The sequence below is a fragment of the Vibrio coralliilyticus ATCC BAA-450 genome, assembly GCF_000176135.1.
Classification (GTDB): domain Bacteria; phylum Pseudomonadota; class Gammaproteobacteria; order Enterobacterales; family Vibrionaceae; genus Vibrio; species Vibrio coralliilyticus.
On sequence record NZ_ACZN01000015.1, the window covers coordinates 787,222 to 812,613 of the forward strand.

The following is a 25,392-nucleotide window of genomic DNA, read 5'->3' on the forward strand; positions in this document are numbered from 1 at the left end:
CATTAGTCCAAGTAGTCATAACCTGGAATGGTTAAAAAGTTCGTTAGTTCGTCGCTGGTGGTCAATCTGGCCATCAGTTCAGCCGCTTCTTCAAAACGACCCGCCTGATAACGTTCATCTCCAACTTCAGTTTTCACGACGTCAATTTCTTCACTGAGGTACTGCTCAAACAAGGCTTTGGTTACCACCTGGCCATTGTCGAGCGCTTTTCCATGCTGAATCCATTGCCAGATCGACGCTCGGGAAATTTCTGCCGTTGCGGCGTCTTCCATCAAGCCGTAGATAGGGACACAGCCATTGCCAGAGATCCAAGCTTCAATGTATTGGAGTGCCACTCGAATGTTGTGGCGCATGCCCTGCTCTGTTCGTTCACCCTGACAAGGCGCGAGCAGATCATCGGCAGTAATCGGCGCGTCATCCGAACGAGAAACATCAAGTTGATTGGTTCTCTCGCCTAGCACGCTGCCAAACACTTCCATTGCAGTATTGGCCAATCCAGGGTGAGCTACCCAAGTACCGTCATGGCCGTTATTTGCTTCCAGTGATTTATCGTTTTGAATTTTGTCGAGAACCTTTTGATTCTCCTGTGGATCTTTTGCTGGAATGAATGCTGCCATTCCTCCCATTGCAAATGCACCACGACGATGACAGGTACGGATAAGTAAACGCGAATAGGCATTTAGGAACGGCTTATCCATGGTCACAACCTGACGGTCCGGAAGGACACGATCTGGGTGCTTTTTCAGTGTTTTGATGTAGCTAAAGATGTAATCCCAGCGACCGCAGTTAAGACCAACAATATGTTCTTTAAGCGAAAATAGGATTTCATCCATTTCAAACACGGCTGGCAGTGTCTCAATCAGCACGGTGGCTTTGATAGTACCTGTGTCTAGACCAAAGTAATCCTCAGTAAAATGGAACACTTTGCTCCACCACTGAGCTTCTTTATGCGATTGCAGTTTTGGTAGGTAGAAATAAGGGCCACTGCCCTTTTTCATTAGCGCTTTGTAGTTATTGTAAAAATAAAGCGCAAAGTCGAATAAAGCTCCCGGAATGATCTCACCATTAAACGTCACATGTTTTTCTTTTAGGTGTAAACCACGTACTCGGCATATCAAAACCGCTGGATCATCCTTCAACTCATATTGCTTACCATTAACCGGATTGGTGTAGCTGATCTCACCATCTACTGCGTCACGCAGGTTGATTTGACCATCTAACACCTTACCCCAAGCGGGGGACATCGAGTCTTCAAAGTCCGCCATGAACACTTTCACGTTTGCATTCAGCGCATTAATCACCATTTTACGGTCAGTAGGACCAGTGATTTCTACGCGGCGGTCTTGCAGATCTTGAGGGATCCCGAGAATTTTCCAGCTACCTTCTCTGATATCTTGTGTATCTTCGAGAAAGTCTGGCAGTTCCCCAGCATCGATACGTGCTTGCTTTTCTTCACGTTGAGCAAGCAGTGTATCGGTCTGGCTGGCAAACTGAGCACACAGAAGAGATAAAAAGGTTTGGGCTTCAACAGGGAAAATCGCCTGATGTTCTGGTGAAAGGGTACCAGTCACTTCAAGCATGCCTTCTTGGTGTAAGGTTTCTTGGGCTTCGGCTGTTGTTTTTTCTCTATCTGGTGTGTTGGCAAGCATATTCTCTTCCTTTAACGCTCCGATACAACGATGACTGTTATGGGTTGTATCAGTGGTTGCTCTAATTTTCGAAGAGTTACATTTGTAACTATAAAACAACAATCAAACATCCTAATTGATCACTGCTTTCTTCGTTTATTTTGTCTTGTGAGCTCTACCTTGGCTAACTTGGTTTGCCTTTTCAATCTAGACATAAGTCTTACAGAGCCTTCATTTAAACTACACCAACATGCAGTAGAGCAAAAGTCCTAAAGTAGCCTATCGACTAAATTCAAAGTTTTATTCCGCTGCCCATAAGTTGTTGATTTTGATCACCAAAATGTAACTAGTTACGTAATTTAATTACAGTGAAATTAGAGCTGTAAAACCGTTTCAAACACGCGTTTAACTTACGAGTAAATCAGGCATCGCTTTATCAGACAGGGGATTTCGTGGCTATTACGGAGGCGGGTCAAACAGAGTGTTTTTAGTGAGCTGTAAAATTGACACTGTGAAATTTCACAATTTAATGAAAGCTTCATCAAGATTTCTTTGTAAAATTTTACAAGTTAAAGTTCACCAACAGAATAAAATGCTAAAAAGCACACTAAAACTAGTGTGCTTTTGGAAGGTATCATCGAGATTTGGTCTAATACTTATCGCTAAAGCAGCTCTGACACGACTTGTGCCAGTTGATTAAAAGTATTCACTCTTGAAGAACTAGGGCGCCAAACTAGCCCAATATGGCGATGTGCTTGCTGCCCAGGAGCATCAACAACCACTAAGTTCTGGTTATCAATCAACCCGTGATCGATTGCCATCTGGGGGATAAAGGTGGTTCCTAACCCATTGGCAACCATCTGAACCAAGGTATGTAAACTGGTTGCCGAGAATGGGTTAATCTTCTCTTTCTTAGTCAGCTGGCAGGCAGAAACGGCATGTTCTGTTAGGCAGTGTTCTTTTTCCAGTAAGAACACAAACTCATCAGGTAAGTCATCGTACTTAATCGGGGTCTGAATCGCGTCGGCCTGATTACGGCTGATGATCATCCGAAATGGATCATTACCGACGATTTTGCTTTCCATGCCGTCTATATCAACTGGCAAAGCTAAGATAAGTACATCTAATTCACCGTGGCGCAGCGCCGCCAGTAAATTGGTTGTGGTGTCTTCTCTTAGCAGTAAATTCAGTAAAGGGAAGCGCTGGTTCACTTCCTGCACCAAATCACAGAGTAAAAAAGGCGCAATGGTTGGAATACAGCCAACACGCAATTGCCCTTCCATTTCATCTCCCTGACAAAGACGACCAAGTTCCACCAGATCTTGCCCTTTTGCCAGAAGTTCACGCCCTTGTTGGACAACTTGTTCCCCCGCCAGTGTAAACACTAACGGGCTTTTCTTATCTTTCTTCTCATAAAGAGGACAACCAATCAGCTCCTCGAGGTTTTGAATACCTTTACTGAGCGTTGACTGACTCACGAAGCACCGTTCCGCCGCCTCACTAAAGTGGCGTGTTTCGTGAAGGGTTATCAAATAATGTAATTGCTTGAGGCTAGGCCACTTATTCATAATTCTATATGTAACTACTGCTCATCCAGTGATCAAGATAATGGTTTAGCATTATCGCTTTTTTCGATTAACTCAATCTATTTATTTCGCTTTTTTCCATACTACAATCTGTACTATAGTTTGTCGCGTACAAACACGGACCAAACCAAAAACGAATCAATTGGTTTGGAACTAACCATATATTTTAGGAGCAAAAAAATGGTACTAGTAGGTCGTCAAGCCCCAGATTTTACTGCTGCAGCTGTTCTAGGTAACGGTGAGATCGTTGATAACTTCAACTTTGCAGAGTTCACTAAAGGTAAGAAAGCGGTTGTTTTCTTCTACCCACTAGATTTCACTTTCGTTTGCCCATCTGAGCTAATCGCTTTCGACAACCGTCTAGCTGATTTCCAAGCTAAAGGTGTTGAAGTAATCGGTGTTTCTATCGATTCTCAGTTCTCTCACAACGCATGGCGTAACACTGCTATCGAAGATGGCGGTATCGGTCAAGTTAAGTACCCACTAGTTGCTGACGTTAAGCACGAAATCTGTAAAGCATACGACGTTGAGCACCCAGAAGCAGGCGTTGCTTTCCGTGGTTCTTTCCTAATCGACAAAGAAGGCGTTGTACGTCACCAAGTTGTTAACGACCTACCACTAGGCCGTAACATCGACGAAATGCTACGCATGGTTGACGCTCTAAACTTCCACCAGAAGAACGGTGAAGTATGTCCTGCACAGTGGGAAGAAGGTAAAGCAGGTATGGACGCATCTCCAAAAGGTGTTGCAGCGTTCCTATCTGAGCACGCAGAAGACCTAAGCAAGTAATTTTGCTTTCGCACCCAAGCTCAACGGGTGTCTTGGTTGGACAATATAAAGCTAAAAAGCAAACGCCAATCAGTTAAAAGTAAAGTCTTATTTAAAGAGCCCGAAACTCAGTTTCGGGCTCTTTTTATTTTGCTTTCACACTCAATAACCATTATCGCTCTCACAACTTACCTATATAGATAAAAAGACAAGATATCGCTAAAGAGACAAAACGTATCGACCTACAGACTTTATCTGTTTCTGCTCTTTAAAGTCGAAAAAGCTCTCTTTATGATGAACTCAACTGATTTGGAGGAAGAGTTCAAGTTCACTCTTCCTGACTGACGATTACTACACGGAGATTCAACATGGCTTACTTTTCTCTAGCCTTCGGTACGGCAACCAAAAACCGCGATGGAAAAATCATTGAAGCATTTTTCCCGAACCCAGTTCTTAACCCGTCTGACACACTGGTAGACTCAGTCGCAAAAGTAGCAGGTTACGAGCAAGGCAACCAAGCAATCGAAATCTCTGCGGCACAAAGTGCAGAACTTGCTAGCGCATTCGAAGCAAACGGTGATGCTGTAAACGCCTCATTCGCAGCTAAAGCAGCGGAGTCTTCACAACCGCTAGTACTTGTTGTTCTTGCAGCAGATGAGAAGCCAGCTTCTGTTGCTGAAGGCTTCCTGAAGCTTCAGCTTATCTCTAACCGCCTAGTTCAACCTCATGGTACTGTGCTTGACGGTATCTTTGGTCTACTGCACAACATTGCGTGGACCAACGAAGGCCCTATCGATCTGCCAGAACTGGCTGATCGCCAAATTGAAGCACGCCTAGCAGGCCGCAACCTATCTGTCGATTGTGTCGACAAATTCCCTAAAATGGTTGATTACGTGGTACCTGCTGGTGTGCGTATCGCTGATACTTCACGCGTTCGCCTTGGCGCTCACGTTGGTGAAGGCACAACCGTTATGCATGAAGGTTTCATCAACTTTAACGCGGGTACAACGGGTGTGAGCATGGTTGAAGGCCGTATCTCTGCTGGCGTTGTGGTTGGTAACGGCTCTGATATCGGTGGCGGTGCTTCAATCATGGGTACACTGTCTGGTGGTGGTTCAGTTGTCGTTTCTATCGGTGAAAGTTCACTGCTAGGCGCAAACGCAGGCCTTGGTTTCCCACTGGGCGATCGTTGTACTGTTGAGTCTGGTCTGTATGTCACTGCGGGTGCTAAAGTTCGTATGCTGGATTCAGAAGGCAACGAAGTGGAAGTGGTGAAAGCACGCGACCTAGCTGGCGTGTCTGACTTGCTGTTCCGTCGCAATTCAGTGACTGGTCAGATTGAATGTCTGGCGAACAAAACTGCAGTAGAGCTGAACTCTGAGCTACACAGCAATAACTAAGCTGGTAGCCGAATAGAAAAAGGGTTGATGTGTATGCATCAACCCTTTTTCTTTTTCTGCTAAGTGAATCGATCTGCGCGCGAAGGCAGCCGTTACCTACTTAACCTGGATGACCGTCAACTCTCGCTTTTAGCAACATAGGGCCGAACTTAATCACATACAGAGTAAACGCCAGCACCCACAACAACCCGCTGATATCGATCATCAACATCATTTGGGCTGGCCACAGAACCACACCAACACTACGAACTAACGCAGCAGCCGTCAGCATAGCGAACGCTAACGCCATATTTGGGCCCTGATAAATTGCTCGCCCAGTATGCCCCATGGTTACACGAGCGATCATCGCCAGAATCAAGCCGCCGAGCGCTCCAATCGCAAACAAATGTAACATATTGTGGCCCGCAAATGGGTTATCGAGTAACCCTCTTAATAATAGGCTGACCGGAATACACAAGTAAGCTAAGTGCAGCGCCCACACTAACGGCTCTTTGACGGTGCGCCACGGCTGCCACCTCATCACACGAACTAAATGTGCTATACCGGAAATGACCATAAGAGAAGGCCCGAGCTGAGCAAAAGTGACAGGGAAAAAGCTCAGAATAAATAAACTGATCAGCGGGAGGTTTGCCGTCCATTCTAGCCAAGTCATCGGCTGTGGTTTCTCAAAATTAAATCGCCGTGCAGTGAAGAATGGAATCACTCGCCCACCCATTACCGACAGTAAAATCGTAAACCACCACAACATTGCCTGCCAGACCGCTGAAGAAGGAAACGGCGGCATCCCCTTAATGGTCGCGTAGCTAGCAAAGTTCGCCGCAATCGCCAAAACAAATAAAGGTACAAAGAACAGATTTTTCCACCCTTTGGCTTTGATCACTCGACGGCCAACTTCATACGCGGCAAAAGCGATAAACAGAGCCTCAATCGATGAAATCAACCACAAAGGTGCAGGTGTCCAAAACAGCACACGCGGAAGTAGCCACAAGCCAACCAGTAGCGCCAATCTATAATGCTTGGTGCCATTGATTCCCGTCCAGTTTTGAACTGCGGTCAAAACGAACCCCACCACAATCGCCATCGAGAAACCAAACAACATCTCATGCACATGCCACCACAAAGCAGGTACCCTTAACGCCGCAGGCTGGCCGTTTTGAAACATCCATACCCACAAGGCGACAGCAATAACAGCATAAACGGCGCCAAGTAAAAAGAAGGGCCGGAACCCCAGACGTAAAATCGGCGGAATGACTTCTTCGACTTTTTTGTCAGTAATATTGAGCACAATGGTCACTCCAAATATTGAATCTAACTATCTAAGAGCAATATTCATTCCAGTGTTAAATCAACCGTAATTCAATATGTTAAGAAAAATTTGTGTCTTTATGACCCCATAAAATCAGGTCATAAAGACACGAGAGAGTAATAAAAATACAAGTTTTGAAGATCTGAATCATTGACCCAAGTCGTCAGAAGTTGACAATAACCCACCTGGACATTGTGAGGTTTTAGATGAAAATTGTTGCTGTAACCGCCTGCCCTACCGGTATTGCTCATACCTACATGGCTGCCGATGCATTGAGTAAAGCTGCACCTAAAAAAGGCTTGCAGATCAAGGTCGAAACTCAGGGTGCAATGGGGATTGAAAACCCTCTCTCCGCTCAAGATATCATGCGCGCAGATTTGGTTCTGATTGCTTCAGATATAGAAATAGAACAGCGGGCGCGCTTCACGGGTTGTAAAATCCATGTTGTTACCATTGAAGAAGTGCTGACCAATGTTGATGCCGTGCTCGACAGGTGCAAATCACTGTGATTGAGCGTCGCATTACGTTCGTTCTCCCTGAGGATGGATTTGCCAGTTGGAAAATCAATCGCCTCAAGGCCTTGAGCGGGATGTTTCGCTCGGTGGTCGTGTTACTTAACGTCACCAAGTGGGAAAGAGCCAATATCGAGCACCCTTTGCAGATCATGTCGTTGGGCAGTCAGGAGTTCGATTTATGTCAGATACACATTGAAGGCTCCGATGCAGAGTTGGCCTGCATGGTGTTTACCAATTTCATCAGCGATCAGTTCACCTTGGTCAATACTGCGCATAAGAGTAACCAATTAACCAATATTGCGCTGCTCAGCAATCTGCCCACTTTTCATCTCGATTTTCCACTTAGCTACTTACACCACCACAGTGATGTTGACACTAAGTCAGCGGCATTCAGCATCGCAACAAAATGTATTACCAGCTCAAACCCTGCTTTGATATGCGAACAGTTTGCTCAGCGAGAGCAAACCTCTTCAACCGCTATTGGGCATGGTATCGCCCTTCCTCACATCATGAGTGAAGCGATTGATATCCCAAGTGTCAGCATTGTGTCGCTGACAGAAGAATTAGACTGGAACTCTCCAGCTCAGGGTGGCGTCAGTATGATCATTGCTATCGCTTTACCACATAACGCTTCACGTGATGTCTTGCTAGCCTTTACGCGCCTGACTCGCTCATTGCTGGATCCAGACTATTGCCAATTGCTGCGTACCAGCCACGAACCACAAGCGTTAAAAGCTCTTTTTACCCATAAGCTGGCACAAGCCTAACTCGCCCGATATTCGCTCGGCGTCATACCCACTTTGTTCTTAAACACTCGAAAAAAATAGTTGGCATCTGCGTAGCCACAACGGTTTGCCACTTCCTGTAGGCGGAAGTCATAGCGCTTGAGCATAAACTTAGCACGGTCAATTCGAACCCAGGTGATGTAGTCGGCCAGTGTCATATGCCCTTGTTGGCGAAACAAGCGCGACAAGTGATTGGGGGAAATGTTAAACCGCGAAGCAATCGACGTCCGGGTAATCGCCCGATGAAAATTCTCTTGAATATAGATACAAATCCCTTGGTAAAGATCTTCACTGTGGCTTTTCGAACTGCCATCAGGCTTTTGTAGCATTGACTGGCAGTAGCTGAGCAGAGCCACCAGCAAATGTTCATCCATCGGAGCTTTTTGAGGTTCCTGAGCTAGTGCGTTCAATGCCTGCAAAATATGATCAACCGCGTGCCCAGTTCGGGTCGGTACAGAATATTTCTGGATGTCATAGAAACCGCTTTCCCCCGCACGCTTGCTCACCAAGCTAAAACCTAACTGGCGCCGGCCAAACAGCAAACTCAGTACCGAGCATTCGTTTTCCCAGTTCGGTTTATTCCAACAGTTAGGAGGTATATAGAGTGCATCTCCACTCAATACGCTAATGTCCGCAATCCCTTGTTCAGGATCTTCAAGTTGATTGAGGTACTCGCCACTTAAAACGAGCTCAAGCCGCGGAAAGTTCACCTGATAGCTAAAAGCCGGGGGCGTGAGTTTGTCTGCAGCAAACCAGATACGACTAAAATGCTCCCGTTCATGAATAACATTATCGAGTAACTCATGGAATATATGACTCATAGTCCCTCTCAAACAATCACTTTTCGTGACTTCCATCAACAAAAAAGCAGTAAAGATTGAGGTTACTATACTCTAGTTTTTACGATTTGTATTTTTCCTTTCAAAGATAGAAACACTCAATAAAAACAATTAAATTCATGATATTTAAAGATTAATACCAAACAAAATAAACTAATTACACTTAAATCAATAATTGAGTTCGATCACACTCCAAATCCATAGTTACAATAATCCAGTAAATGCATTTCTGGTACACTAAAAATCCTTGACTTAATCCCCCACAATTACCCTCAGATAAAAAAACAAGTTCCGCATAGATCGGAACCAATCGGGGTAAACGAGATGATCACAGACTTAATCAATCAAGAGTTGATTTGCTTAGATCTCCAAGCAACAACCAAGCAAGAAGTATTCGAAGAACTGATCGAACTGCTGAGCAACAACCACCGCATCAGCGACAAAACACAATTCCTCAATGACATTCAGGCTCGAGAAGAGATTGGCAACACAGGCTTTGAAGATGGCGTCGCGCTGCCTCATGCCAAAAGTGCCGCGGTTTCCCAACCTGCTGTCGCGATTGGTATTAGCCGCCAAGGGATAGAATACGGCGCAGAAGACGGTCAGCCGAGTAAACTATTTTTTATGATTGCCTCTCCTGATGGCGGTGCAGATCATCACATCGAGGTGCTGGCTGAACTCTCTTCCAAACTGATCGAAGAAGGTTTTATTGAACGTTTTATGCAGGCCAGTTCTTCTGAAGAAGCGTTAGAATTACTGCTCGCCAAACCACAAGATCAGCAAGACAACCCAGAAGCCGATCAAGGCTTTTTAATCGGTGTTACCGGCTGCCCAGCAGGCGTTGCGCACACATACCTAGCCGCCGAAGCCTTAGAAAAAGGTGCCGCTGAACTTGGCTATCAAATCAAGGTCGAAACCAATGGCTCTATCGGGGTCAAAAACACACCGAGTTCAGAAGAGATAGCTAAAGCTGACGCTATCATTGTCGCCTGTGACAAACAGGTTGATATGAATCGTTTCGCGGGAAAAAAGGTCATCACCACAGGCGTCAAAGCCCCTATCAGCGATGCTAAGGGTTTGATAGAAAAAGCGCTACAAGCACCACTCTATACAGCGAGTGAAGAAAGCCAAACGACTGAAACAGCCTCTTCGAATGCACGTAGCGATTTATACCGCTACCTGATGAACGGTGTTTCACACATGATTCCATTTGTGGTTACAGGTGGCCTACTGATCGCTCTCGCGCTGGCCATTGGTGGCGAGCCAACGTCAGCGGGAATGGCAATTCCTGAAGGCAGCATGTGGCAAAAAGTACTGGATGTCGGTGTGGTGTCGTTTACCTTGATGATCCCTATCTTGGCGGGCTACATAGCCTATGCGATTGCAGACCGTCCTGGTCTCGCACCAGGATTAATCGGTGGCTGGATTGCAAACAATGGTTCTTTCTATGGTGCGGAAGCTGGCACAGGTTTTATCGGCGCCATCGTTGCAGGCTTACTGGTTGGCTATTTTGTCAAATGGCTGACGAGCATCAACTACCATAAATTTATTCAGCCATTGGTGCCTATTATGATTGCACCAATCCTAGGCTCTTTGTTTATCTCCAGCCTGTTCATCTTCGTCATTGGTGCACCCATTGCAAGCTTGATGGACGGCCTGAATGCGATGTTAGTCAGCATGAGTACTGGCAGTGTGATTCTGCTGGGTATTGTCTTAGGTGGTATGGCTGGTTTTGATATGGGTGGGCCGTTCAACAAAGTCGCGTTCTTGTTCTCCGTGGGTATGATCGCCAGTGGTCAGACACAATTTATGGGTGCCATGGCATGTGCGATTCCTGTAGCGCCTCTTGGTATGGGCCTAGCCACTTTCCTTGGTCGTAAATTCAATCTCTTTGAAGAATCAGAAATCGAAGCCGGTAAAGCGGCTGGTGCCATGGGCTTAGTCGGTATCTCAGAGGGCGCAATTCCATTTGCCGCGCAAGACCCAATGTCTGTGATTCCTGCTAACGTGCTTGGCTCTATGGTCGCGGCCGTAATGGCATTCTCATTTGGTATCACCAACAGCGTCGCGCACGGTGGCCCAGTCGTCGCATTACTTGGCGCAATGAACCTACCACTGATGGCACTCGTTTGTATGGCGGCAGGTACAGTCGTGACCGCCCTAACCTGTATTTCACTTAAGAAGATGCGTAAAGCGAAAGCACAGCTAGCAACCGCTTAATCATTTAAGCACCTTAAGCGCCATCCCCCTATTTTGCGCGCTATTCAGACCCCGTTTTTACGGGGTCTTTTCTTTTGTGGTAAAAACCTTTAGGTTGTTTGTTGAACACAGAGGGAAAATACATGGCAATTTACATCTTTGGCTACGGCAGTTTAATGAACTCCGCATCGAGACAACTGACAGGGAAAACAGCGCAAGCTCTGCCTGCCATTGCTCATGGCTTCAAACGCTACTGGGGTAAAGTGGATGACAGTTATATCCTTTCGCCACTAGTCGTAAATAAAGGCGAAGGCTTAGTCAATGGAGTACTACTTGAAATCAGCGAAGATGAGCTGAGTGAATTTGATGTTCGCGAGCGAGGCTACCATCGAGTGGAAGTGCCCCATTCACAGCTTGAGTGCGATAACCCGTTTCGTGCCAATGATCAGGTTTGGGTGTATATCAAAGACAACCCTGAGCCACCATGTAGCCTGAGTCCTATCATGCAAACCTATGTCGATACCGTATTAGCAGGTTGTCTGGAAATTTCCGAACAGTTTGCCAAACAATTTATTGAGCACACCATCGGCTGGCACTTCCCAAGAGAAGATGACCGACATGCGCCTAAGTATGGCAACCTCGCCGGTGTAGAAGAACACCATTATCCGGTGATTGATAAACTAATAAAGGGAGCGTAATGCTCCCTTTTCAATTCGGTAGTACAAGCGGTTAGAACTTGTAATCAATACCAGCGTAAAGCGTGCTCATTTAAATATCGAAACCATCGATATCGGTAGAAGAAGAGCGGTATCCAGCACTTAGAAGCCAGTTGTTATTTAAAGCATAACCCGCTTCTACACCATAAGTAAATCCAGTATCAGACGCTGAATCGTTAACCTGATCAGTCTCAATTTCAGCATGGTATGTGCCAAAACCTAGTGTACCACCTAGGTAAAAATCAGAGCCTGAAACAAAGTACTTTGGCTTCAGATTAATTGCAAATGCTGAAATATCAGTACTTCTAACTGTAAGGCCAGCTACAGCTTGCAGAGGAACGTCCACTAGATCGAACTTACCATAGTTAGAGTATTCACCTTCTAACCCTACTACCAACGCCTCGGTTAACTTAAAGTTGTAACCAACGGATAAAGCAAGGCTAGTACTCGATACTTCTTGAAGTGACTGACCACGGAATTCACTGTCTAGATCAGTACTAATGATATCTGCACCTAGATACCAGCCATTTTCAAGGTAACCGCGTTCAGCCTGTTGTACATCTACGTTTTTCGCACCAACTGCCTGAAATGAAACTGCCGCGACTAGAGCCGCTAATAATTTTTTATTCATTATAACTCCTATATATCTTGAACTACTTCATAAAAGTTCGCGTGCGAATATAGGAATCCCACCAATAAATAAAATCATTAATATTTCATATAATAATCGATATCTCATTATTACTTTAAATATGAATGCTAATTGTACAGTCAGGCTAGCGATACAATCTCTAAGCTAAACAATACGCGTCCCCATCGGCATTGATCGTTCTGGGGTCAGCAAAACACTTTCTGACTCATCATCGGTTTCAGCGCACAGCAACATACACTCAGAAGTTTCGCCACGCATCTTGGCTTTAGCAAGGTTACATAGCACCACCACTTCTTTGCCCATCAACTCTTGTTCCGTGTAATAAGGCACTAAACTTGTGACGGTCTGCAGTCGCCTTTCCCCAACATCAATTTGAACAATGTACAGTTTGTCGGCGTTTTGATGACGGGCAACTTCAATGATCTTGCCTGTTCGCATCTCCAGTTTTGAAAAGTCAGTGTAAGCGATCGTATCCATGATAAAACTCCAAGTAAATTTTACTAAAAGATAACGTTTACATTAACACTTAACTCTTACATAACAAGTGGTAAAGATCGCATTTATCGCAGTAAAAAGTGTCTCAAATTGCTTCATTTTCACAAACAGTGTTTAATGTTCAGGTTCAACTTATGAGGTAAAACATGGCAACGATAAAGGATGTGGCAAAAGAAGCGGGAGTCTCTATCGCAACGGTTTCACGCGTTATTAATAAATCCCCTAAAGCCAGCCAGTCGTCCGTTGACTCAGTCACCAAAGCAATGGATAAGCTTGGCTATCGCCCCAACGCTGCGGCGCGTTCACTGGTCAGTCAAAGTACCAATACCATGGGTGTGCTGGTTAGTGATGTTTCCGATCCGTTTTTCGGCACTTTAGTCAAAGCTGTCGACACTGTTGCTCATGAGCACGGTAAACATATTTTGATTGGCAATGGTTATCACGATGCTGAACAAGAGCGAAAAGCGATCGAACTTCTGATCAACAATCGCTGTGATGCCCTCGTCATCCACGCTAAAGGTCTTTCCGATGAAGAACTGATTGGCTACGCCAAAGAAGTCAAAGGTATGGTCATCATCAATCGTCATATTCCTCAATTGGCGGAACGTTGTATCTCGCTCGATAACCATAAAGGGGCTTACCTAGCAACGGAGTACTTGATTCGTCACGGTCATACCAAGATTGCCTGTGTCGCTTCTAACCACGGAATTGAAGATTCACAACAACGGGTTGAAGGCTATCTTGCCGCACTGCGAGATCATAATATTGAGTTGCCGAGTAGCTATATCGAATACGGTGAACCGAATAACGATGGTGGTGAAATTGCAATGACCAATCTGCTAACCAAATCGTTAGAGATCACTGGCGTTGTCGCATACAACGACTACATGGCCGCTGGCGCTTTGTCCGTTCTGGATGAAAATGGGATTCAGGTACCGCAGCAGGTATCGATGATGGGTTTTGATGATGGACTGATCGCTCGCTACGTCCACCCTCGTCTGAGTACCGTGCGCTACCCAATTCAAATGATGGCAGATAAGGCCGCACGCCTTGCGTTGTCGTATGCTCGTCAAGAGCCTGCCGATAATGACACCATTATCTTCTCGCCAACGGTGGTACGACGAAATTCCGTTGAGCGACTATAGCAATTAACAAAGAAGGCGCTGTCTCAGCGCCTTCTTGATATTTAGCCTTCTATTTTTAACACTCAAACGCGTAAACCGTCGAGTAACAGTACTCTTGATTCGGTTTGAGAATACAGCTCGGTTGAGGCCACTCTGGGTGGTTCGGTGAGTCAGGCAAAAATTGAGTTTCTAGCGCCACCCCAGCGTAGTCTGAATACGTGCTACCACTGCGGCTAGGTGTACCTTCTAACCAGTTTCCCGTATACAGTTGAAGCGCGGGTTTATCGGTGATTACACTCATCTTCACTTTGCCATCCTGACTCGATAAACGGGCGATAGGCTGACGTTTATTGCGTTTAGGATCGAAGTAGAAGCTGTGATCATACCCCTTAGAGATTTGCTGCTGCCCATCAAGTAAAAAGTCCTGACGAATGACTTTCTGCCATCTAAAGTCAAACCCAGTACCATCGACTAAAGACAATGAACCATGTGGAATGCCAACTTCAGATGTCGGCAAGTAATAGTCGGCGTCGACTTGCAGAAGATGCTCACGTCCGTCAATACCGGATTCAGCACCATGAAGGTTAAAGTAGGCATGATTGGTTAAGTTGACCGGCGTTGCTTTATCTGTCGTTGCCAGATAACGAATTTCGACCTGATTGTCTTCGCTCAGCGAATAGCAAACGGACGCATCTAAGTTGCCAGGAAAGCCCTGCTCGCCATCCTTAGACTGATAGCTGAACACCACCTTACTTTGACTTTGCTCGACAATTTTCCAGCGCACTTTATCCATTCCGACTGTACCACCATGTAAGCAGTTACCAGCCTGATTGGTTGTGACTTGATAGGTCTCCCCTTCCAACTCAAAACAACCTTTGGCAATGCGGTTTGCGTAGCGCCCTACTGTTACCCCCAAGTAACTTTGTTGAGCTTGAAAGTCAGACATGGCCCCAACACCAAGTAAGACTTCGCGTTGCTCGCCGCACGCCAAAGGTAGCTGACAACTGAGCCAGGTGGCTCCGATGTCCATCAACACAATGCTACCCCCTGCAGCATTGGTCAATTCCACAAGCTGAGCAGGCTGACCGTCAAAAGCTGGCTGCTCAGTCATTGTCACAAATAAGGATGATTTCATGGTTGGTCCTTATAAGACTTCGACTAAGCCAGCACCACTTTTAGCCTGACAAACATAGATAGATTCTTTTAGCCCTGTCGCCGCGTGGTACTGGCTCTCAACCGCTTCCGTCACTTTATCTACTAGTGCGGGCGGTACTAAAGCCACAATACAACCGCCGAAGCCACCACCTGTCATACGTACACCGCCTTGCTCACCAATCACGGACTTAACAATCTCAACTAAAGTGTCGACCTCAAACACAGTAATCTCAAAATCATCGCGCATCGAAGCATGAGACTGAGCCATCAACTCTCCCATACGTGTAAGGTCATTGGCTCTTAATGCATCAGCGGCTTCAAGCGTACGGTCATTTTCAGTAATGACATGGCGAGCGCGTTTGGCAACAACGTCATCAAGTATGTCAGACTGTGCATTAAATTGCTCAATGGTGACATCACGTAACGCTTTAACACCGAAACGCTGTGCAGCAGTCTCACACTGCTCACGTCGGGTGTTGTATTCACTCCCCACTAAACCGCGCTGTTTATTACTGTTAATGATCATCACGGCCACGTCTTCTGGCATAGAAACGGGCTGTGTTTCCAGAGAACGGCAATCCAGCAGCATAGCGTGGTTTTCCATTGCCTCAGCCGAAATCATCTGATCCATAATCCCGCAGTTGCAGCCGACGAATTCGTTTTCTGCCTGTTGGCCATTAAGTGCAACTTCTGCCTGAGTCATTTCAAGGTTGTAGAGTACCTTAAACGTCTGACCAATCACGACTTCAAGTGCAGCCGAGGAACTCAGCCCAGCCCCCTGAGGGACATTACCACTAACGGCAAGATCAGCACCTTGGATGTCATAACCGCGCTGCAGTAAAAACTTCACCACACCCCGGATGTAATTCGCCCACATCTTGTCTTGTTGGAAAGTGATTTCTTCAGTGATGTCAAACTCATCCACCTGATCATCATAATCAACCGCAATGACACGGACTCGACTGTCATCTCGTTTTGCAGCCGCCACTACCGTCTGATAGTTAATGGCACATGGTAGGACAAAACCATCATTGTAATCGGTGTGCTCTCCAATCAGGTTGACTCGCCCTGGCGCCTGAATAATGTGGCTGGGTTGGTAATTCAGCACCTGTGTAAACGATGCTTTTACTGCTTGAGTGAGTTCTGACATATTAGATTCCTAGCCTTAAGTTGTTAGTTTTCAGTGATCAATAGTCACCACCGAAAATTTGATTCGTCACATCTCTATTGGGTAAAGGTTACCGCTCAAAATAGAGCGGAATTATCCTTCTTTGTAGTGCACATCACTGACGTCACGCAGGCGCTGCGCCGCTTGTTCAGCAGTCAAGTCACGTTGACTCTCCGCGAGCATCTCGTACCCGACCATAAACTTACGCACTGAGGCACTGCGCAGTAGTGGCGGGTAGAACAACGCATGCAATTGCCAATGTTCAATATCCGTTCCTTGTTCAAAGAAAGGCGCGTAATGCCAGCCCATGGAATATGGAAAAGAGCACTGGAACAGGTTGTCATAACGGCTCGTGAGCTTTTTGATTGCTACGGCAAGATCATCACGCTGCGCTTCGCTCAGCTCATTCATGCGGCGGATATGAGTTTTCGGTAATAACATGGTCTCAAACGGCCAAGCCGCCCAGTACGGCACCAATGCCACCCAATGCTCGGTTTCGACCACAATACGTGAACCATCTTTTAGCTCAGCGTCTACGTAATCGACCAAAAGATTGGAGCCATGTTCGTCGTGATACGCTTTTAAGTGATGCTCTTTACGTTCAATTTCGTTGGGTAAAAAGCTATTGGCCCAGATTTGTCCGTGCGGGTGAGGCTGTGAACAACCCATGGTTTCGCCCTTGTTCTCAAACGCTTGTACCCACACGTACTCTTGACCCAGCTCTTCAATTTGCTCATTCCAGGTATCAATAACACCGCGGATCTTTTCCACTGGCAGCTCTGGCAATGTTTTGCTGTGGTCTGGAGAAAAACAGATCACTCGACTTAATCCGCGAGCACCCTGAGTTTTAAACAATGGGCTGTTAGATTGCGGTGCCTCAGGCGAATCCGTCATCAAAGCGGCAAAATCATTGGTAAACACATACGTCCCCTGATAATCCGGGTTTACATCACCAGAGATTCTCTCGTTTGTCGGACACAGAAAACATTTCTCGTCATAGCGCGGAAGCTCATCAACCGCTGGACTTTCATCAGCACCACTCCAAGGGCGTTTCGCTCTGTGTGGTGAGACCAATATCCACTGACCTGTCAGTGGGTTGTAGCGGCGATGTGGGTGATCCACAGGGTTAAACTCAATCTTCGACATCTCAATTACTCAACTTAAAAAATTCAATCTTGTGCTGCATTTCAATCAGGATCAGTCGCACCTAAACATCGGGATACCCGGACGGGTTGTCCGATTGCCAGCGCCAAGTATCCGCGCTCATCTCCGCCACACTGCGCGTCGCTTTCCAGCCCAGTTCCTGCTCGGCCTTTTCAGTACTTGCCCAACACTCCGCAATGTCACCCGGTCGACGCGGACACAACTCGTAAGGCACTGGCTTTCCACAAGCAGCGCCAAACGCATCCACCATCTCAAGTACGCTGGAACCTCGGCCCGTACCTAGGTTATAGATGTGTAGCCCAGCTTGTTCACCGACTGACTTTAAGGCCGCAATATGACCATCGGCTAAATCCATAACATGAATATAATCACGTACTCCAGTGCCATCTGGGGTTGGATAATCATCACCAAACACCGATAACTTTTCTCGGCGCCCAACGGCCACTTGAGCAATGAATGGCATCAAATTGTTTGGGATGCCTTGCGGGTCTTCGCCCATAGTGCCGGACGGATGAGCCCCGACCGGGTTGAAGTAACGCAATAAGGTAATACTCCAGCTATCATCGGCTGCGAAAAGATCACTTAAGCATTGCTCCACCATGTATTTGCTACGGCCATAAGGGTTGGTCGTGGCGCCGGTTGGCGAGTCTTCCGTAATCGGAACTACCTCAGGGTCGCCATAAACGGTCGCGGAAGAACTGAAGACTATGCTCTTTACACCAGCTTTGCGCATCGCACGCGCCAGCACCAAAGAGCCATTCACATTGTTGTCGTAGTACTCAAGTGGTTTTTGGACTGACTCCCCCACCGCTTTCAGACCAGCGAAGTGAATGACCGCGCCAATCTGATGCTGCTCAAAAACGCTATCCAGAAAAGCTTCGTCACGAATGTCGCCCTGATGAAAGCACGGTCGCTGGCCTGTAAGCGCTTCGATTCGATCTAACACCGCCTGTTTCGCATTACATAAGTTATCAATGATGATCGGTTCCATGCCCGCATCAATCATCTGCACGCAGGTATGACTGCCGATGTAACCCATTCCACCTGTGACTAGTACTTTCACTCTTGCCTCTCTGTCTAAACGCCTAGTGTGTGATCTTCGGTTCGCTGAAAAGTCTAGCAATCAACAAGGATCACTTTCCGTGATCAAACTCTCATTGTGTAAACGTTTCCACAAATTATCATTTAGACTCAAGTATAGCCAATCAAGTAAAAGCGAATAGGTAAATGCAATATTGTTAAGTTTAATTAGTGGAATACTTGCTCACAGTGACACTCTGTTGCCTTACACATTCCTGGTCAGAAATTTTTACTAAAAATTATTACAAGCGTATGAGGATTGTTTACAATGGCGGAAACAGTGACTTGCCCAAAGGAGTTGGGCTCGCCAACGGAAAAAACACATGGCTACATTAAAAGATATTGCAACAGAAGCGGGCGTTTCATTAGCGACCGTCTCCAGAGTTCTCAATGACGATCCGACATTGAGCGTCAAAGAAGAAACCAAACACCGGATTCTGGAAATTGCCGAAAAGCTGGAATACAAAACCAGCAGCTCAAAAAAGTCGATTCTGGCCAGAAAACAGCAGCACCACTTTCTGGCGGTATACAATTACAAGCAGGAAGCGGAAGTTAACGACCCTTACTACCTCTCGATTCGCCATGGTATAGAAACCCAATGTGACAAACTGGGCATCGAATTGACCAATTGTTACGACAGCGAAGTATCAGTAGAGAGCAATAAGATCACAGGTGTTCTCCTAGTCGGCCGTAGTAGCGCCGAAGTGCTAAAGGACGTTGAAAAACTCACCGACAATATTTGCTATGTGGATTTCAGTGATAGCGAGTCACCCTTCGATTCCGTCGATATTGACCTAGTGCGCATCAGCAAAGAGATTACCGATTTCTTTATCGACCAAGGCTATCAGCGTATCGGCTTTATCGGCGGTCAAGATACCACTGACACACCAGACATTCGTGAGGTAGCCTTTGCCGAATACGGTCAGCTGAAGGGTGTAGTCTCTCTAGACGATATCTATCGTGGTGATTTCACCAGCTCTTCTGGTTACGATTTAGCGAAACAAATACTGGCAAAGAATGACCACCCGAGCGCTCTATTTATTGCCTCTGACTCGATTGCCATCGGCGTATTGCGTGCTATTCATGAGCAAGGCCTAAGCATTCCTCAGGACATAGCTCTAATCAGTGTGAATGACATTCCGACGGCTAAGTTTACCTTCCCGTCTTTGTCTACCGTGCGGATTCATTCTGAGATGATGGGGATTCAGGGCGTTAACCTGCTGGTAGAAAAAGTTCGCGATGGTCGAGCATTACCACTTCAGGTCTATGTTCCAAGTAAACTCAAGCTTCGCGACACGACCAAATCTTGATCGCCACTCCCCTTTTCCGTTATATAAAGCGCTGATTTTCAGCGCTTTTTTATTATCAGCAACAAATAGCCATCCACACTACGTCACTGTTTTACTGATTTTTACCCTCTCGGTAATCACTCCTTTACCCAGATCACAGCTTTCAGATAGATCGCTCAATAATTAGTGATCAAGTTAAAGTAAAACGTTTTCACACATTTTTTTAGTAAAATTTTTACTAACATATTTTCCAGATAGTCAAAAAAAGACTTTTACTCACTATTACGTCGGCATAGCCAATTCACTTTGAATCAGTGTGAGTGTATTCACCACCAGACTTTTTCAAAGCGTAAACAAGCTGCCTTAGCCGAGGGAGAACGAACGTGAACAACTGGGAAAACTTCCTACATTTGCATGAGAACCGTATGGCACCACGTGCTTACTTCTTCTCGTACGACTCAGTAAAAACCGCTCAAACATTCCAGCGTGAACTAAGCCGCCACTTTATGCTGCTAAGTGGTCAATGGAACTTTAACTTCTTTACTAACCCACTGTTGGTACCCGAAGAGTTCTACTCACAAAAGATGGAACAGTGGGGCCAGATTACGGTTCCTAATATGTGGCAAATGGAAGGCCACGGCGACCTTCAGTACACAGACGAAGGTTTCCCATTCCCAATTGATGTGCCTTTTGTTCCAAGTGACAACCCAACTGGCGCTTACCAACGCACATTCACACTCGGTGAGAACTGGAAAAACAAGCAAACCATCATCAAATTTGATGGGGTTGAAACTTACTTTGAAGTGTATGTAAACGGCGAATACGTAGGCTTTAGTAAAGGCAGCCGCTTAACCGCTGAATTCGATATTTCTAACTATGTTCAACAAGGTGAAAACCTGCTTTCAGTACGAGTGATGCAGTGGGCTGACTCCACCTATATTGAAGACCAAGACATGTGGTGGACAGCAGGTATCTTTCGCGACGTCTATTTGCTCGGAAAAGAGCAAGTTCACGTCCAAGACATAACGGTTCGCACTGATTTCGACGACGATTACGTCGCGGCGACACTTTCTTGCCAAGTCGAAATAGAAAACCTATCAGCCCTGCAAGCCTCAGGCTACGCCCTTGACTATGCACTGATGGATAAAGGCCAGCTCGTTGCGCAAGATTCATGCAGCAACCTGACCATCGACAACAAAACGCAGGCGAGTTTTACGCTTGAGATCGACGCTCCCATCCATTGGACAGTAGAAAACCCATACCTTTACCAACTGGTTTTAACCTTAAAAGATCAGCTAGGTAAAACCCTTGAAGTCATCCCTCAACGTGTTGGTTTCCGCGACATCAAAGTACGCGATGGGCTGTTCTACATCAACAACCAATATGTGATGCTGCATGGTGTTAACCGCCACGACAACGATCACCTAAAAGGTCGTGCTGTCGGAATGGATCGCGTAGAGAAAGATTTGGTGTTGATGAAGCAGCACAACATCAACTCCGTCCGCACCGCGCACTACCCGAACGACCCTCGCTTCTACGAGCTATGTGACATTTATGGTCTGTTTGTGATGGCCGAAACCGATGTTGAGACTCATGGTTTTGCCAACGTCGGGGATTTAAGCCGCATCACTAACGATGCTGCGTGGGAAGCGGTATTCGTAGACCGCGCAGAACGCCACGTCCACGCTCAGAAAAACCATCCTTCTATCATCATGTGGTCGCTGGGTAATGAATCAGGCTACGGCTGCAATATTCGTGCGATGTACGAGGCGACCAAAGCCATTGATGACACTCGCCTAGTCCATTACGAAGAAGACCGCGATGCGGAAGTGGTCGATGTCATTTCCACCATGTACTCCCGAGCGCAGCTGATGAATTACTTTGGTGAATTCCCACACGAGAAACCGCGCATCATCTGTGAATACGCACATGCAATGGGCAATGGTCCGGGCGGTTTAACCGAATACCAGAATGTGTTCTACCAACATGACCACATTCAAGGTCACTATGTTTGGGAATGGTGTGACCACGGCATTCTCGCTCGTGATGAAGCCGGGACGGAATTCTACAAGTATGGTGGAGACTACGGTGATTACCCGAACAACTACAACTTCTGTATGGACGGCCTTGTCTACCCAGACCAAACACCTGGTCCGGGCCTGAAAGAGTACAAGCAAGTCATTGCACCAGTGAAAATCCGTGCGGTTGATGAACGAGCTGGCAAGTTCAAGGTTGAAAACAAATTGTGGTTTAGCGATCTCAATGACTACACCATCACCGCAGATATCCGTGCTGAAGGTGAAACGCTGCGCAGCGTTCAGTTCAAGGTAGACGATCTTGCCGCTAATTCTGAGCGTGAAATCGACATTGCCATTCCACAGTTGGATGAGCGTGAAGCCTTCATCAACTTCACAGTACGCAAAGACTCTCGCACACTTTACAGCGAAGCCAATCATGAGGTTGCTGTTTACCAATACCAGCTCAAGCAAAGCACTAATGTCGAAGAGATCTTTACCAATCACAACGCGACACCACTTCACGTAGAAGAGAGTCGACTTAACTATTTGATTTTAGGCCACAACTTCGCTCTCAACTTCTCGAAAGTGAACGGTAAACTGATCTCTTGGTTGGTTAATGGTGAAGAGCTGGTCAAGTCAGAGCCTAAGCTCAACTTCTTTAAACCAATGATCGATAACCATAAACAAGAGCATGACGGTCTATGGGAGCCAGCACACCTGCAAATCATGCAAGAGCACTTCCGCACATTAAATGTTGAGCAAGTGAACGGCAAAATAGAAATCACGACCACCAGCATTATTGCGCCGCCCGTGTTTGATTTTGGTATGCGCTGCGAGTACCGCTACCAAATCAATGCCGAAGGTCAGCTGAATCTTGAACTAAGCGGCGAACGTTACGGTGATTACCCGCATGTGATACCTGTCATTGGCTTGGACCTTGGCATCAACGGTCACTTCGACCAAGTGAAATACTACGGTCGCGGCCCTGAAGAGAACTACCAAGACAGCAAACAAGCCAACCTGATCGATGTTTACCAAAGCACAGTCACTGACATGTTCGAAAACTACCCGTACCCACAAAACAATGGCAACCGCCAACATGTTCGCTGGGCAGCACTAACCAACCGTGACGGCATGGGATTACTGGTAAAACCGCAACAAGAGATCAACTTCAGCGCTTGGTTCTACACCAACCAAAACTTGCATCAGGCGCAACACACGACGGAGCTAGAAAAAAGCGGTTACATCACCCTCAACCTCGACCATAAATTGATGGGACTTGGTTCTAACTCTTGGGGCAGCGAAGTCCTCGATTCATACCGAGTGTATATGGATACCTTCCGCTATGGCCTCACCCTGATGCCATTGCAGGCCGGAGATTGCAGTGCGCAAGACCTAGCCGCCCATAACTTTGGTCACGACTTCTTTACTCCCACTCAGCGAAACGAGGCATAACCATGATCGTGTTAGAAAACTTAGCGCAATTCAAAGTCGTTTACCGCGATGGTCGTAAATGGAACCGCTGCATTGAAGCGATTGAAAACATCGCCAACATCAAAGATGGCGTGATGCATTCAATTGGCGACTCTCTGGTTTACATGATTGAAGATGGAGTGGCTCGTCACACTGATACCTTTGAAGGTAACCGTCGCTACTTCGACATTCATTACTACCTAGAAGGTAAAGAGACGGTTGAGTTTGCTGAAAAATCTCAGCTTGAGCTTGTCGACAACTATCGCGACGAGACAGACCGAGAATACTTTTCCGGCCAAGGTGATACTCGCGAGCTGCTGGAAGGCCAAGTCGCCATCTTCGATAACCACAACGCTTACCGCTTTCACGGCGATCACGCCGTAAGGAAAGTGGTACTTAAAGTCACCGTTGAAGACGGCTACTTCCTCAACAAATAACCCTGAATAATAATCGGGCCAGACACTGAATCTGGCCCACAGCAACTATCACGCTCACGAGCAATTGGGCGTATAATTGACGTGATTCATTGGAGGACATTATGTCTGAATCTCTACGCGGCACAATTGGAAAATTTGCCTTGCTGTCGATGACCTTTGCGGCGGTATTTAACGTCCGTAACATCGTAAACAACAACATTGAACTGGGGTTAAGTTCTGCCCCCGTATTCTTGCTGGCGACCATCATTTACTTTATCCCTTTCGTGTTCATCATCGCGGAATTTGTCTCGGCGAACAAAAACTCTGAATCGGGGATGTACGACTGGCTCAAGCAACCTTTGGGCACCAAAAATGCCTATTTGGGTTCGTTCCTCTACTGGTTCGTAAACCTGTTCTGGTTCGTCTCATTACTGCCCAACGTGATTGCCTACGCATCGTATGCGATGCTCGGCTATGAATACACCTTCTCACCTATGGTGACATCACTGATTTCTATCGTCCTGTTTGCAGCGGCGACACATATCTCAACCAAAGGCGCGAGCTGGCTGGGCAAGATTTCAGAAATCGTCGCTTACGGGGTATTTGCCTTGTTTGGTATTTACGTGCTGGGTGCATTAATGGCGCTTGGCGGCGGCGATTACACACCTGCAGAGCCAATAACGCTGGAAGCCATGACCCCGACCATCAACTGGGCAACCATAGGTATCATGTGTTGGATCTTCCAAGCGGCGGGCGGTGCAGAAACAGCAGCAGCGTACCTGAAAGATGTCAAAGGCGGTCAAAAAGCCTTTATCAGAGTCATCATTATCGCCGGTGTACTGATTGGTGCCATGTACGCTGTTGGCTCTCTATTGGTTAACGTGTTTGTTCCTCGTGAAGACCTCACGTATGCGGGCGGTATGGTCGAAATCTTTACCGGTATGGCGAACTACTTCAACGTCTCCGAAACCATGGTTGGCCGCTTCGTGGGTATCGTACTGTTCATTGCCATGTTTGGTTCAATGATGATGTGGACAGCGGCACCAGTAAAAATTCACTTCTCTGAAATTCCGCAGGGCGTATACGGTGAGAAAACAACCGAGCTGAATGAACATGGGGTTCCTGTTCGTGCCGCTTGGTGGCAGTTTGCTTTCGTTGTCGTAATGCTAGTGGTGAACGGCTTTGGCTCTGAGTCCGTGCAGGACATGATGAATCAAGCCATCAACCTGACAGCGGGCACCGCCATGTTACCGCCTATCTTTATCATGGTGGCTTACTTCATCTTCCGCTGGAAACACGACGATACGCCGCGTGATTTCCGCATGGGTTCCCGCAAGTTTGGTATGGGTGTGGTTTCCATTCTGATTGCCATCTTTGTAATCAGTATGACGGCTTCCGCCTTCCCAACTGGCGTTGACTTGGTTCGCGCTTTCTTCATCAACGTATTTATGACAGCGGTATTCTCAGGTATTGCTTGGTGGTGGATTTCTCGCTTTGAAAAAAAGCAAGCGAGTAAAGAGGTCAAGTTAGAAGCCGCTAAACAGCCTTAATACTTAGGCTTAAACGTGACTCATAAAAAAGCCCTTACCTAAAATGGTAAGGGCTTTTCTAATTTT

General features: G+C 46.5%; 21 protein-coding genes. 11 read left to right on the forward strand and 10 right to left on the reverse strand.

The window, feature by feature from the left end:
* Positions 1-2 precede the first annotated feature (2 nt).
* Together aceB and VIC_RS10845 are read right to left on the reverse strand one after the other, a co-directional pair.
* Complete coding sequence (gene aceB / locus VIC_RS10840) at positions 3-1,649, reverse strand: malate synthase A (protein WP_006959765.1); 1,647 nt, start codon at positions 1,647-1,649, stop codon at positions 3-5.
* Between the two features lie 641 nt (positions 1,650-2,290).
* Entirely contained in the window at positions 2,291-3,196 is a 906-nt protein-coding gene (locus VIC_RS10845; RefSeq protein ID WP_029235947.1) for a hydrogen peroxide-inducible genes activator, read from the reverse strand.
* 198 nt (positions 3,197-3,394) lie between these two features.
* Here VIC_RS10845 and VIC_RS10850 point away from each other — a divergent pair, with 198 nt between their 5' ends.
* Both VIC_RS10850 and dapD read left to right on the forward strand, forming a co-directional pair.
* Positions 3,395-4,003: a peroxiredoxin gene (locus VIC_RS10850; protein WP_006959767.1), complete on the forward strand. Its 609-nt coding sequence runs from the start codon at positions 3,395-3,397 to the stop codon at positions 4,001-4,003.
* A gap of 347 nt (positions 4,004-4,350) precedes the next feature.
* The gene (dapD, locus tag VIC_RS10855) at positions 4,351-5,382 is read left to right on the forward strand and encodes a 2,3,4,5-tetrahydropyridine-2,6-dicarboxylate N-succinyltransferase (RefSeq protein WP_006959768.1); all 1,032 of its coding nucleotides are present in this window, start codon (positions 4,351-4,353) and stop codon (positions 5,380-5,382) included.
* A 100-nt stretch (positions 5,383-5,482) separates the two neighbouring features.
* On the opposite strand, the gene VIC_RS10860 is transcribed toward dapD, so the two are convergent.
* On the reverse strand, positions 5,483-6,667 hold the full coding sequence (locus VIC_RS10860) for an NnrS family protein (protein ID WP_006959769.1): 1,185 nt from the start codon (positions 6,665-6,667) through the stop codon (positions 5,483-5,485).
* A 227-nt stretch (positions 6,668-6,894) separates the two neighbouring features.
* Between VIC_RS10860 and VIC_RS10865 the strand changes: the two genes are divergently transcribed.
* Positions 6,895-7,197, forward strand: coding sequence for a PTS fructose transporter subunit IIB (locus tag VIC_RS10865; RefSeq protein WP_006959770.1), 303 nt, complete (start codon positions 6,895-6,897; stop codon positions 7,195-7,197).
* On the forward strand, positions 7,194-7,970 hold the full coding sequence (locus tag VIC_RS10870; protein WP_006959771.1) for a PTS sugar transporter subunit IIA: 777 nt from the start codon (positions 7,194-7,196) through the stop codon (positions 7,968-7,970). The genes VIC_RS10865 and VIC_RS10870 overlap by 4 nt, the downstream gene beginning before the upstream one ends.
* On the opposite strand, the gene VIC_RS10875 is transcribed toward VIC_RS10870, so the two are convergent.
* Positions 7,967-8,809, reverse strand: coding sequence for a helix-turn-helix transcriptional regulator (locus tag VIC_RS10875; protein WP_019274123.1), 843 nt, complete (start codon positions 8,807-8,809; stop codon positions 7,967-7,969). The two genes, VIC_RS10870 and VIC_RS10875, sit on opposite strands and share 4 nt — an antisense overlap.
* 342 nt (positions 8,810-9,151) lie before the next feature.
* On the opposite strand from VIC_RS10875, the gene VIC_RS10880 reads away from it, so the two are divergent.
* Positions 9,152-11,047 carry a PTS fructose transporter subunit IIABC gene (locus VIC_RS10880; protein ID WP_006959773.1) on the forward strand — a complete coding sequence of 632 codons (1,896 nt, stop codon included), beginning with the start codon at positions 9,152-9,154 and terminating at the stop codon, positions 11,045-11,047.
* Positions 11,048-11,169: 122 nt separating this feature from the next.
* Positions 11,170-11,724: a gamma-glutamylcyclotransferase family protein gene (locus VIC_RS10885; protein ID WP_006959774.1), complete on the forward strand. Its 555-nt coding sequence runs from the start codon at positions 11,170-11,172 to the stop codon at positions 11,722-11,724.
* Between the two features lie 70 nt (positions 11,725-11,794).
* On the opposite strand, the gene VIC_RS10890 is transcribed toward VIC_RS10885, so the two are convergent.
* Positions 11,795-12,373, reverse strand: a complete 579-nt coding sequence (locus VIC_RS10890) for a porin family protein (RefSeq protein ID WP_006959775.1) — start codon at positions 12,371-12,373, stop codon at positions 11,795-11,797.
* Between the two features lie 165 nt (positions 12,374-12,538).
* Positions 12,539-12,871 carry a tRNA-binding protein gene (locus tag VIC_RS10895; RefSeq protein ID WP_006959776.1) on the reverse strand — a complete coding sequence of 111 codons (333 nt, stop codon included), beginning with the start codon at positions 12,869-12,871 and terminating at the stop codon, positions 12,539-12,541.
* A 164-nt stretch (positions 12,872-13,035) separates the two neighbouring features.
* Here VIC_RS10895 and VIC_RS10900 point away from each other — a divergent pair, with 164 nt between their 5' ends.
* On the forward strand, positions 13,036-14,034 hold the full coding sequence (locus VIC_RS10900) for a substrate-binding domain-containing protein (protein WP_006959777.1): 999 nt from the start codon (positions 13,036-13,038) through the stop codon (positions 14,032-14,034).
* Between the two features lie 55 nt (positions 14,035-14,089).
* Here VIC_RS10900 and galM read toward each other — a convergent pair whose 3' ends face one another.
* From galM to galE, 4 genes are all read right to left on the reverse strand, one after another.
* Positions 14,090-15,148, reverse strand: coding sequence for a galactose-1-epimerase (gene galM, locus VIC_RS10905; protein ID WP_006959778.1), 1,059 nt, complete (start codon positions 15,146-15,148; stop codon positions 14,090-14,092).
* Positions 15,149-15,157: 9 nt separating this feature from the next.
* Positions 15,158-16,318: a galactokinase gene (gene galK, locus VIC_RS10910; protein ID WP_006959779.1), complete on the reverse strand. Its 1,161-nt coding sequence runs from the start codon at positions 16,316-16,318 to the stop codon at positions 15,158-15,160.
* Positions 16,319-16,429: 111 nt separating this feature from the next.
* Positions 16,430-17,482 carry a UDP-glucose--hexose-1-phosphate uridylyltransferase gene (locus VIC_RS10915; protein ID WP_006959780.1) on the reverse strand — a complete coding sequence of 351 codons (1,053 nt, stop codon included), beginning with the start codon at positions 17,480-17,482 and terminating at the stop codon, positions 16,430-16,432.
* A 61-nt stretch (positions 17,483-17,543) separates the two neighbouring features.
* A complete protein-coding gene (gene galE / locus VIC_RS10920) occupies positions 17,544-18,563 on the reverse strand; it encodes a UDP-glucose 4-epimerase GalE (RefSeq protein WP_039951750.1) in 1,020 nt (339 codons plus the stop codon).
* A gap of 340 nt (positions 18,564-18,903) precedes the next feature.
* On the opposite strand from galE, the gene ebgR reads away from it, so the two are divergent.
* The 4 genes from ebgR to VIC_RS10940 all read left to right on the forward strand — a co-directional run bounded on the left by ebgR (position 18,904) and on the right by VIC_RS10940 (position 25,326).
* Positions 18,904-19,890 (forward strand): transcriptional regulator EbgR, encoded by a 987-nt coding sequence (gene ebgR, locus VIC_RS10925; RefSeq protein ID WP_006959782.1) that lies wholly within the window; start codon positions 18,904-18,906, stop codon positions 19,888-19,890.
* Positions 19,891-20,252: 362 nt separating this feature from the next.
* A complete protein-coding gene (gene ebgA, locus VIC_RS10930; RefSeq protein WP_006959783.1) occupies positions 20,253-23,342 on the forward strand; it encodes a beta-galactosidase subunit alpha in 3,090 nt (1,029 codons plus the stop codon).
* Positions 23,343-23,344: 2 nt separating this feature from the next.
* Entirely contained in the window at positions 23,345-23,797 is a 453-nt protein-coding gene (locus VIC_RS10935; RefSeq protein ID WP_006959784.1) for a beta-galactosidase subunit beta, read from the forward strand.
* Between the two features lie 101 nt (positions 23,798-23,898).
* A complete protein-coding gene (locus VIC_RS10940) occupies positions 23,899-25,326 on the forward strand; it encodes an amino acid permease (RefSeq protein WP_006959785.1) in 1,428 nt (475 codons plus the stop codon).
* Positions 25,327-25,392 lie beyond the last annotated feature (66 nt).

Coding starts and splice junctions, on each gene's coding strand:
- aceB (WP_006959765.1), bottom strand. CDS start 1,649: ATGCTTGCCAACACACCAGATAGAGAAAAAACAACAGCCGAAGCCCAA.
- VIC_RS10845 (WP_029235947.1), bottom strand. CDS start 3,196: ATGAATAAGTGGCCTAGCCTCAAGCAATTACATTATTTGATAACCCTT.
- VIC_RS10850 (WP_006959767.1), top strand. CDS start 3,395: ATGGTACTAGTAGGTCGTCAAGCCCCAGATTTTACTGCTGCAGCTGTT.
- dapD (WP_006959768.1), top strand. CDS start 4,351: ATGGCTTACTTTTCTCTAGCCTTCGGTACGGCAACCAAAAACCGCGAT.
- VIC_RS10865 (WP_006959770.1), top strand. CDS start 6,895: ATGAAAATTGTTGCTGTAACCGCCTGCCCTACCGGTATTGCTCATACC.
- VIC_RS10875 (WP_019274123.1), bottom strand. CDS start 8,809: ATGAGTCATATATTCCATGAGTTACTCGATAATGTTATTCATGAACGG.
- VIC_RS10880 (WP_006959773.1), top strand. CDS start 9,152: ATGATCACAGACTTAATCAATCAAGAGTTGATTTGCTTAGATCTCCAA.
- VIC_RS10885 (WP_006959774.1), top strand. CDS start 11,170: ATGGCAATTTACATCTTTGGCTACGGCAGTTTAATGAACTCCGCATCG.
- VIC_RS10890 (WP_006959775.1), bottom strand. CDS start 12,373: ATGAATAAAAAATTATTAGCGGCTCTAGTCGCGGCAGTTTCATTTCAG.
- VIC_RS10895 (WP_006959776.1), bottom strand. CDS start 12,871: ATGGATACGATCGCTTACACTGACTTTTCAAAACTGGAGATGCGAACA.
- VIC_RS10900 (WP_006959777.1), top strand. CDS start 13,036: ATGGCAACGATAAAGGATGTGGCAAAAGAAGCGGGAGTCTCTATCGCA.
- galM (WP_006959778.1), bottom strand. CDS start 15,148: ATGAAATCATCCTTATTTGTGACAATGACTGAGCAGCCAGCTTTTGAC.
- galK (WP_006959779.1), bottom strand. CDS start 16,318: ATGTCAGAACTCACTCAAGCAGTAAAAGCATCGTTTACACAGGTGCTG.
- VIC_RS10915 (WP_006959780.1), bottom strand. CDS start 17,482: ATGTCGAAGATTGAGTTTAACCCTGTGGATCACCCACATCGCCGCTAC.
- ebgR (WP_006959782.1), top strand. CDS start 18,904: ATGGCTACATTAAAAGATATTGCAACAGAAGCGGGCGTTTCATTAGCG.
- VIC_RS10935 (WP_006959784.1), top strand. CDS start 23,345: ATGATCGTGTTAGAAAACTTAGCGCAATTCAAAGTCGTTTACCGCGAT.
- VIC_RS10940 (WP_006959785.1), top strand. CDS start 23,899: ATGTCTGAATCTCTACGCGGCACAATTGGAAAATTTGCCTTGCTGTCG.